Raw genomic sequence first — 7,625 nt, 5'->3', positions numbered from 1 at the left:
ACTGTTAAGACAAGCAGTGCAATGAAGAGTCTGGTGATGATGGCGAAGAGGTCACACACGTTCCCATACCGAACACGACCGTTAAGCTCTTCAGCGCCGATGGTACTTGGGGCTTTGCCCCTGGGAGAGTAGGACGTTGCCAGGCAAATAAAAAAGTGATTCCCTTTATAGGGAGTCACTTTTTTTCTTTTTAACTGAAAAAGTGGAGAACAACTTTTATTATTAAGAAGGATATGAACATAATTCGAAGAATGAAATAGTATGATATTATTTATATAGTGTGTAGAAGATCAACTAAATAAAGGAGAGGTTATGATGAATGCATCGCTGTATATGATTCCAATCAGTAGTTTAAGCTTGTCTAAAGAAAATGATACAATAGGTGATACGCTAAAGACTATGAAGGATGGTTCATTTAAAACATTACCAGTTGTAGATGAATCAAATCATTTTATAGGTGTAATCAATGCTAGTGATCTTTATGAAGCATTCTTTCTGCAAAGTGTATCTAAAGAAGCTTTTCTTACTTCTGAGATAAGACCTTTTGTTAAAAAGGGTATTAAGGTCATACACAAAAATACTGATTTTTTACAAGTTATTTTACAGATGGAAAAAATGGATATTCATTTTTTGCCCTGTGTAGATGACTATAATCGTTTTTTAGGGATCATATCTAGAAATAATATTTTCCAAGCGTTTGAATCCGCATTCGGCTATAACCAAGACGGATACCTCATTGAAGTTATTACAATTGATGCTAAGGGACAGCTGGCTAAATTAGCACAAATTATTACTGAAACAAACTCTAATATCATAAGTATTTTGCAATTTGACCTAACGGTAGCTGGACTTGAGCGGATTATTGTTAAAGTGCAGTCCATAGATATCGATAAATTATTAAATGAGATCTCAGATGCTGGCTTTAGAATAACTCATCACCGCTATGTACCTGCTTTAACAAATGAATAGAAGAAAGTATCTTATCAATGTATAAAAAAAGATAGATAATCAAATATTAAGAATCCACCAATAGAAAATGAACTTTTTTCAGGAGGTGGAGCAAGATGATACTTTGTTCATGGATGGATTTAGGTAAACGAGGTTTTCATCTTCGCTAAAATCTAAACAGAATTGAACAAGGAGGAATTACACATGGCACGAAATAATAACACAAACCAATTATTAGTTCCTGGAGTTCAACAAGCTTTAGATCAAATGAAATATGAAATTGCCTCAGAATTTGGTGTACAACTTGGACCTGACTCCACTTCTCGAGCTAATGGTTCTGTAGGTGGGGAGATAACAAAACGCTTAGTACAATTGGCACAACAGCAAATGAGCGGTCGTTAATCATTTGTCTATAAAAGAAACTCCTTTTTTTGGGAGTTTCTTTTTTTAGATGCAATTTTCAGCAGAAGAGTGACGATTATTCGAATATCTACATATTATTCAATTGTTAGGGAATGTGATATGATATGATGAAAGAATAAACTTTAAAGGAGGAAAAGGACCTATGGACACAAAAATTGAAGATCGCTTACAACGTCCACTTCGTGATATTCGTATCTCTGTTACTGACAAATGTAACTTCAGATGCTCATACTGCATGCCTGCTGAGATCTTTGGTCCTGATTACCCTTTCTTGCCTCAAAATGAATTATTAACTTTTGAGGAAATTAGTAAATTAGTGAAACTTTTTCATCAATTAGGAGTAGAAAAGGTGAGGCTCACTGGTGGGGAGCCTTTACTACGTAAAAATCTTGAGCGGCTTATTGAAATGATTTCTAATATAGATGGCATTAACGATATCGCCCTTACGACAAATGGGTCTTTATTAGCTGAGAAGGCTAAGCTTCTTCGTGAAGCAGGGTTACAACGAGTAACAGTTAGTGTCGATAGTCTATGTCCTGAACGCTTTCAAAAAATAAATGGACGTAACTTTCCACTTGAAAAAGTATTAAGAGGAATTGATGCTGCCGCGGCAGAAGGACTGGAAGTAAAAATCAACATGGTAGTTAAAAAAGGAGTGAACGATCAAGATATAGTACCGATGGCTAAATTCTTTAATAATAAAGGATATACCTTACGTTTTATTGAATTTATGGATGTTGGTAACCACAATGATTGGAAGCTAGATGAAGTTGTTCCTAGTAAGGATATTGTAGCTCTAATCAATAAGGAGATGCCAATCGAACCTGTTAACCCTAACTATTTTGGGGAAGTAGCAAGCCGATATCGTTATATCGGAACCGATCGAGAAATAGGCTTTATCTCGTCTGTGACTGAAGCCTTTTGTTCCAGCTGTACGAGAGCTAGGTTATCAGCAAATGGTCACCTGTATACCTGTTTGTTCTCCTCACAAGGATATAATCTCAAAACACCTTTAAGAGAACAAAAAACATATACTGAGTTATTAGAATTGATTCAAGGTATATGGTCACAACGAAAGGATCGTTATTCTGAAGAACGATTAACGAATACGAAGCTAAGACAGAAAAAAATAGAAATGTCGCATATTGGGGGATAGAAATGCCGAAGGGGAAGTTTTTTACATTTAGTTATGGAACGATTTTAGTTCTTCTTATTATTTTCTTATTAGAAAAAGTTAAATTTGTATTTACACCTTTTGTTATTGCTTTTCAAACCTTATTTTTCCCATTTTTGATTGCAGGTGTGTTGTATTATTTATTCAGACCTTTAGTAGATTTCTTGTGTAGCAAGAAAATTCCACGAGTGATTGCTATTTTACTGTTGTACTTATCTCTTATTGCTGTGATGGGGGGATTGATCTTAAAGATTGGTCCAGTTTTACAACAACAGGTACAGAATCTTATTGATAACGCACCAAAGATCGCAGATACTCTTCGTTATCAGTGGCAGAATTATCAATTGAATCAAGCTTCGTTCCCTAGTTACATCAATGAAGCTATTGTGTTTATTACCAGTAAAGCCGAGCAGATGCTTTATTATATTGGATACAATGTCACTACGATCTTAGGCGCCATTACTTCTTTTATTGTTATTATGGTCATTGTTCCCTTAATTCTTTTTTATCTACTAAAAGATGGCAAGAAAGCACCAGATCAGCTGCTAAATTTTCTTCCTAATGGGGAAAAAAGAGAAGGAAAGCAGATATTATCTGATATGAACAAGGCACTTAGTACCTATGTTCAGGGGCAGGTCATTGTAAGCTTATGTGTAGGAATCATGGTTTATATTGGTTATTTAGTCATTGATTTAGAATATTCTTTGATCTTAGCTTTAGTCGCGATGTTTACGAATGTGATCCCATTTGTGGGGCCTTTTATTGGACTTCTTCCTGCTTTGATTGTCGGCTTTATCGATTCACCTGGGATGATGATTAAGGTCATGCTTATTGTTTTAGTCGCTCAGCAGATTGAATCTAATTTTATTTCGCCACAAATTATGGGGAGAGCACTTGATGTTCATCCACTAACCATTATTCTATTACTTTTGGTTGCCAGTAGCTTAGGAGGTATTCTTGGTCTGATTTTGGCTGTTCCCATTTATGCTATGTTAAAGGTTGTAGTTAAGCATGCATATCGTTTGATAGAATTAAGAAAAGCATAGTTCTTGTAAATAGACAAAATGACATACCTATAAGAAGGTATGTCATTTTGTCAGAGTGGGCAACAGCCCACTCGAGGGTCAAGCCGTCGAGTATCTCTTGCTCCAGACGTTTGGTCCATTATTCCTTACAAGAAAGATTGGACTTTTGTTAAGGATGTGTAGAAAAGCTACATGATGAATTCATACTTTACTATATTTAGGTTATCACCTATTGGTGACAATTTTTGAATATGAGGGATGATTTTTTATGACAAAAAAAGAATGGCGTGAAAAAGTAAGCCGCTTGAAAAAAGAAATGACAGAGGAAGCTTGGAGAGAAAAATCACAAAAGATTCATTCCTTGTTTTTTCTAACAGATGAGTGGAAGAACGCTCAGCATATAGCGTTGTATTATTCGATAGAGCAGGAGGTTGACACTCTTTCCGTTATCCGGCAAGGCTGGAAGGAAGGAAAAAACATGTATCTCCCTAGTTGCCAGCCTAAGCGACATGAGTTAATTTTTTGTCGTATTCATGATTTCTCAGAATTAACTGAGCAATATTTTGGAATCCCTGAACCTCGCCCTGACAATTATATACAATTGGTAGTGGATGAGTTACAGACGATTATTGTTCCCGGTGTGGTTTTCGACATGGAAGGATATCGCATTGGTTATGGAGGTGGCTATTATGATCGCTTTCTGCCAAAATTAAAGCCTGCTGTCAGGAGGGTATCGCTTGCTTTTGATTATCAGGTGAGTACAGGCTTATCTCTCCCAAGAGAAGATCATGATGTCCCTGTCCATAAACTGATTACCAACGAGGGTACGTATGAAGTGGATAATAGGCGATGAAGACATGGAGTAGTATCATCTTGGCTGGTGGAATGAGTAGACGGATGGGAAGCTCGAAAGCATTACTCGAAATAAATGTTCAAACAATGGTTGAGCTCTTAGTGGAGGTTCTGACTCCCTTTTCACGAAAGATTATCATTGTGTCAAATGAGAAGGATTATGAATACATATCAAGTTTATTTCAACAAGCCCTACATGTACAGATCGTAACTGATGATCCCTTATATCAAGGGGAGGGGCCTTTAGCTGGTATTTATACGGGAATGAAGGAATTACAGGATTCTTGGTATTTTGTTTGTGCCTGTGATATGGTCAAGCTGCACCCTAATTACTTGGTGGGTCTACAAGAACGATTACATACTGAAATCGTGACAAAAAGGCAACAATATGATGCCTTTATTCCTTATAGTGAGGGTAGAGTACAACCACTTGCAGGATTATATTCACAACAAAAAGAAACGATAAAGAAGCTGTTAGATCAAAATAAACACCGAATCACAGAGTGGCTCACGCACATGAATTACTATCGGATTGAACCAAGTGAATGGCAAGGTTGGACACCCATTTCAGATGTTTTTTTTAATATGAATAAACCAGAGGATTATTTACAGATATGTAGAGAAAGGGGAAAATGAAGATGAGTCTAAATAGAACGGCAATACAGGTTTTTGAAGCGATTGAGCGCATCATCCAAAATGCAAAGCTTGGGGAAATAGAAGAGGTTGAATTATCTTTAACCGATGGCAGAGTAATGGCTGAGGATCTGGTTGCGAAGCATCCTATTCCTCACTTTAACCGCTCTGCTTTTGACGGATACGCTATCAGATCAATTGATTCTCAAGGTGCTTCGTTTGATCAGTGCATTTCTCTAAAAGTTGTAGATTATGTTCCTGCTGGACAAGTAAGCGAACGCATGTTGCAAAGTGGTGAAGCGATTCGCATTATGACAGGCGCCCAAATGCCAGAAGGGGCTGATGCTGTCATCGGTATTGAACTGGTGAAGGAGATTACTAAAGGGGAAGAGAAGTGGATTGAAATTAATAGAGCTGTTCCTATTGGTCAACATATTGCTTATATTGGTGAAGATACTCAGGAAGGAACAATTCTAGCCCATAAAGGACGGGTGATCAGCGCTGGGGAAATGGCGATGCTTGCTACTTATGGATATCATAACGTAAAAGTATATAAGCAGCCCCGTGTAGGGGTTTTTGTAACAGGTACAGAATTGCTGTCGGTTGAACAAGAGCTTGAGCCAGGTAAAATCCGAAACAGTAACTCATATATGCTCTTAAGCCAAATCCGAAAAACAGGTGCGATCCCTAAGTATTACGGGATATTACCTGATGATTTCGATTTGTGCTACCAAGCCATTACTAAAGCTTTTACGGAAGTTGATTATCTGATTACGACCGGTGGAGCTTCTGTAGGCGATTTTGACTATGTTCAAGACTTGATAGAAAAATTAGGAGCAGAACGATTATTTAACAAAGTCGCAATGCGCCCAGGAAGTGTCACCACGGTTGCTACTTTAGGGGATAAGTGGTTTTTTGGTCTTTCAGGGAATCCTTCTGCTTGTTTTGTTGGATTTGAGTTGTTTATGCGTCCTGTATTAAAAAAAGCTGTAGGGGCTGAACATATTCATTTACCAAGATCCAAAGCCAAAATTCTGCATGATGTTGAGAAGCCTAATCTGTTTACTCGTTTTATTCGAGCGAAAGCAGAAGTGAAGGGTCATGAGGTCTTCGTTTCCTCTACTGGTGTAGATAAATCAGGGGTTGCTTCCTCATTAATCGAAGCGAATACATTACTTGTGATACCAGGCGGTACGAAGGAAATAAAGAAAGATGATCTTGTCGAGATTATTTGGCTAGATCGCCCTGTAGAAGGAACGATTTATGTCTAGAGCAGCGAGCCCTGTTATACTTCAATGTGTGGGATTTAGTAATAGTGGAAAAACGACTCTATTAGTGAAGATCATTACTCACCTTAAAATGAGGCATCATTTGAGTATTGCTACCATAAAACATGATCATCATGGGTTTTCTCTAGATCAGGAAGGCAAGGATACTTGGAAGCATCGAGAAGCTGGGGCAGATGCAAGTCTTATTCAATCTCCTAGTGGAATTGGGCTGACAATGAAAATAGATCAGGAGGGTCCCTTATCGGAGCTCTTGATACAGGTACAGACGATGGCTACATTTGATCTGATACTGATCGAAGGATTTAAAAAGGAAAGCTACCCCAAAATTGTACTCCTGCGCTCTGTTGATGATTTTACACTTATTTTGGAAGCGAAAGAAGTCAAACTTCTTTTGTTTTGGAATAAGCAGGATCATGAGGCGTATAAATTAGGGGTGCAGGAAAAGAAGTACCCATCTTACGAAAGCTTATTGCTTCAAGAGGAGGAAAGGGTTCTAAGCTGGGTAGAGAGATGTTATACTAAGCTGCATAAACCATGAAAAGATAATGTAAGGGAGGGTTAATGTGAGTCAGGATATGTATCAAATAACAAAAGACATGATTTCGATAGAACAAACGATTTCTAAAGTAGCTCATCGCAATGCGGGAGCGATTAATACCTTTATAGGAGTTGTACGTGAACTAACAAAAGGAAAAAAAACGGTATATCTAGAATACGAAGCCTATGAATCAATGGCTGCAAAAAAGCTGGAGCAAATAGGACAAGAAATAAAAGAAAAATGGCCTGAAGCGATCGTTGCGATTACACATCGCATAGGGCGTTTAGATATTACAGATATTGCGGTTGTTATTGCTGTGTCTAGTCCTCATCGAGCCGACTCTTTTGAAGCATCTCGTTATGCGATTGAGCGTATTAAAGAAATTGTACCTATTTGGAAAAAAGAGCATTGGGAGAATGGGGAAAGCTGGATTGGTGATCAAAAGGAAACGGTTCAATATTGTACTGGAAAGCCGGAGGGAATGGGAAATGATTAAAGTTTTGTTATTTGCAGGCTTAGCTGAAGAAGCAGGGACACATGAATTAGAGTTTGAATTTCTTGGAGAGAATAGGATGACAATTAATGATATCCGCAGGAGAATAGTTGATACATACCCAGGAATATCTCATGAAATCGAACGTGCCATGATCGCGGTAAATGAGGAATTCGTCAATGAGGAACTATATTTATCTGATCAGGATGTAGTAGCCTTTATTCCTCCTGTAAGTGGAGGGTGAAAAAAG

The 7,625-nt window shown here is 37.8% G+C and carries 10 protein-coding genes and 1 rRNA gene; all 11 read left to right on the top strand.

Annotated features, from left to right (window positions below):
• The first annotated feature begins 29 nt into the window (after positions 1-29).
• Positions 30-145: ribosomal RNA gene (gene rrf / locus JCM10596_RS20860) — 5S ribosomal RNA — on the top strand.
• A gap of 167 nt (positions 146-312) precedes the next feature.
• A complete protein-coding gene (locus JCM10596_RS20855) occupies positions 313-969 on the top strand; it encodes a CBS domain-containing protein (RefSeq protein ID WP_081792131.1) in 657 nt (218 codons plus the stop codon).
• A gap of 183 nt (positions 970-1,152) precedes the next feature.
• Complete coding sequence (locus JCM10596_RS20850) at positions 1,153-1,350, top strand: alpha/beta-type small acid-soluble spore protein (protein ID WP_025028766.1); 198 nt, start codon at positions 1,153-1,155, stop codon at positions 1,348-1,350.
• A 163-nt stretch (positions 1,351-1,513) separates the two neighbouring features.
• Complete coding sequence (gene moaA, locus JCM10596_RS20845; protein WP_025028765.1) at positions 1,514-2,527, top strand: GTP 3',8-cyclase MoaA; 1,014 nt, start codon at positions 1,514-1,516, stop codon at positions 2,525-2,527.
• A gap of 2 nt (positions 2,528-2,529) precedes the next feature.
• A complete protein-coding gene (locus tag JCM10596_RS20840) occupies positions 2,530-3,591 on the top strand; it encodes an AI-2E family transporter (protein ID WP_025028764.1) in 1,062 nt (353 codons plus the stop codon).
• Positions 3,592-3,838: 247 nt separating this feature from the next.
• The gene (locus JCM10596_RS20835) at positions 3,839-4,423 is read left to right on the top strand and encodes a 5-formyltetrahydrofolate cyclo-ligase (RefSeq protein ID WP_025028763.1); all 585 of its coding nucleotides are present in this window, start codon (positions 3,839-3,841) and stop codon (positions 4,421-4,423) included.
• Positions 4,420-5,058, top strand: coding sequence for a molybdenum cofactor guanylyltransferase (gene mobA / locus JCM10596_RS20830; RefSeq protein WP_025028762.1), 639 nt, complete (start codon positions 4,420-4,422; stop codon positions 5,056-5,058). Before JCM10596_RS20835 ends, mobA begins: the two co-directional genes overlap by 4 nt.
• A 2-nt stretch (positions 5,059-5,060) precedes the next feature.
• Entirely contained in the window at positions 5,061-6,326 is a 1,266-nt protein-coding gene (locus JCM10596_RS20825) for a molybdopterin molybdotransferase MoeA (RefSeq protein WP_025028761.1), read from the top strand.
• Entirely contained in the window at positions 6,319-6,882 is a 564-nt protein-coding gene (gene mobB / locus JCM10596_RS20820; protein WP_025028760.1) for a molybdopterin-guanine dinucleotide biosynthesis protein B, read from the top strand. The genes JCM10596_RS20825 and mobB overlap by 8 nt, the downstream gene beginning before the upstream one ends.
• 37 nt (positions 6,883-6,919) lie before the next feature.
• On the top strand, positions 6,920-7,378 hold the full coding sequence (locus JCM10596_RS20815) for a molybdenum cofactor biosynthesis protein MoaE (RefSeq protein ID WP_034681943.1): 459 nt from the start codon (positions 6,920-6,922) through the stop codon (positions 7,376-7,378).
• A complete protein-coding gene (gene moaD / locus JCM10596_RS20810; RefSeq protein ID WP_025028758.1) occupies positions 7,371-7,619 on the top strand; it encodes a molybdopterin converting factor subunit 1 in 249 nt (82 codons plus the stop codon). The genes JCM10596_RS20815 and moaD overlap by 8 nt, the downstream gene beginning before the upstream one ends.
• The last annotated feature ends 6 nt before the right edge of the window (positions 7,620-7,625 follow it).

Origin of the sequence: Caldalkalibacillus mannanilyticus JCM 10596 (genome assembly GCF_000615945.1) — a bacterium.
GTDB classification, from domain to species: domain Bacteria; phylum Bacillota; class Bacilli; order Caldalkalibacillales; family JCM-10596; genus Bacillus_AT; species Bacillus_AT mannanilyticus.
Note: the sequence above shows the minus strand (reverse complement) of the source record. Positions and strands in the feature narration are given on the sequence as shown.

Excerpts from the sequence above, each read along its gene's own strand:
- JCM10596_RS20835 (WP_025028763.1), top strand. The coding sequence starts at position 3,839 with ATGACAAAAAAAGAATGGCGTGAAAAAGTAAGCCGCTTGAAAAAAGAA.
- mobB (WP_025028760.1), top strand. The coding sequence starts at position 6,319 with ATGTCTAGAGCAGCGAGCCCTGTTATACTTCAATGTGTGGGATTTAGT.
- JCM10596_RS20825 (WP_025028761.1), top strand. The coding sequence starts at position 5,061 with ATGAGTCTAAATAGAACGGCAATACAGGTTTTTGAAGCGATTGAGCGC.
- mobA (WP_025028762.1), top strand. The coding sequence starts at position 4,420 with ATGAAGACATGGAGTAGTATCATCTTGGCTGGTGGAATGAGTAGACGG.
- JCM10596_RS20815 (WP_034681943.1), top strand. The coding sequence starts at position 6,920 with ATGTATCAAATAACAAAAGACATGATTTCGATAGAACAAACGATTTCT.
- JCM10596_RS20850 (WP_025028766.1), top strand. The coding sequence starts at position 1,153 with ATGGCACGAAATAATAACACAAACCAATTATTAGTTCCTGGAGTTCAA.
- JCM10596_RS20855 (WP_081792131.1), top strand. The coding sequence starts at position 313 with ATGATGAATGCATCGCTGTATATGATTCCAATCAGTAGTTTAAGCTTG.
- moaA (WP_025028765.1), top strand. The coding sequence starts at position 1,514 with ATGGACACAAAAATTGAAGATCGCTTACAACGTCCACTTCGTGATATT.
- moaD (WP_025028758.1), top strand. The coding sequence starts at position 7,371 with ATGATTAAAGTTTTGTTATTTGCAGGCTTAGCTGAAGAAGCAGGGACA.
- JCM10596_RS20840 (WP_025028764.1), top strand. The coding sequence starts at position 2,530 with ATGCCGAAGGGGAAGTTTTTTACATTTAGTTATGGAACGATTTTAGTT.